We start from the raw sequence: 770 nt of genomic DNA, 5'->3' as shown, positions 1-770 counted from the left end.
GCGTTAAGCAGTCCAGTTAGAAAGGTTTGGGGCTAAAGGCCTCTGTGGAAGCGACTATCAATATCTCGTTTGGGTTGGAGGTGACTCTGCTCTTGGTGTTCATTACAGGAAAGGAGAAGCTTATGAAAATTACAAACATCGTTAAATCGGTTTGCGTATGGTGCGAAGTGGCGTTACTGCGGGTCTGCCTGGTGGCAACTTCAACCCGGCTAGAGGTAGGTAGTTCGTGGAAATAGTGGTCTTCTCAAAAGTGCGCCAGGGTTCGATTCCCAATCCCCCACCAAATTCGCTTAACAAGGCTAGGCAAGGCAAGGCGACGTTAAGCAGATAAGGAGAGTTAGATGGCAGAGTGGATGTTCGATGGCCGAGGTAAAGCAAGTCTTATTCTCGACGGAAATAAAGTTCGCGATAGTCGAGGTCAAGTCGTCGGTTGGATAAATGGTAGCAATGTATATTCTTTGAACGGTAATCATATCGGCTGGTTTGAAGGCGGCGTGATCTACGACAGCGACAATAGTGCTCTCGCATTTACCCGAAATCGGACAGGGAGTTTGCCAAGTGTTCCCGGGATTGGCGGAACCCCTGGAATGCCGGGATTCTCGGGCACACCTGGTAGACCGGGTTTTTCTGGCACGCCGGGCAAGCCGGGGCGTGGCGGATGGTCCCGTCACAACGCCGAAACCTACTTTGCTTAACAAGGCCAAGCACAGCGACAGCTTTTCCGTTGCGGCTTCGCCTTCACTACAAAGCTGCGCGTGTTGGCGGCGTTA

Annotated in this window: 1 protein-coding gene; it reads left to right on the top strand. The window is 51.7% G+C overall.

The window, feature by feature from the left end:
• The first annotated feature begins 341 nt into the window (after positions 1-341).
• Positions 342-695, top strand: coding sequence for a 4-fold beta flower protein (locus tag V6U78_RS12700; protein ID WP_405341581.1), 354 nt, complete (start codon positions 342-344; stop codon positions 693-695).
• Positions 696-770 lie beyond the last annotated feature (75 nt).

This window comes from Marinospirillum alkalitolerans, assembly GCF_045055655.1.
In the GTDB taxonomy this organism is placed as follows: domain Bacteria; phylum Pseudomonadota; class Gammaproteobacteria; order Pseudomonadales; family Halomonadaceae; genus Marinospirillum; species Marinospirillum alkalitolerans.
Note: the sequence above shows the minus strand (reverse complement) of the source record. Positions and strands in the feature narration are given on the sequence as shown.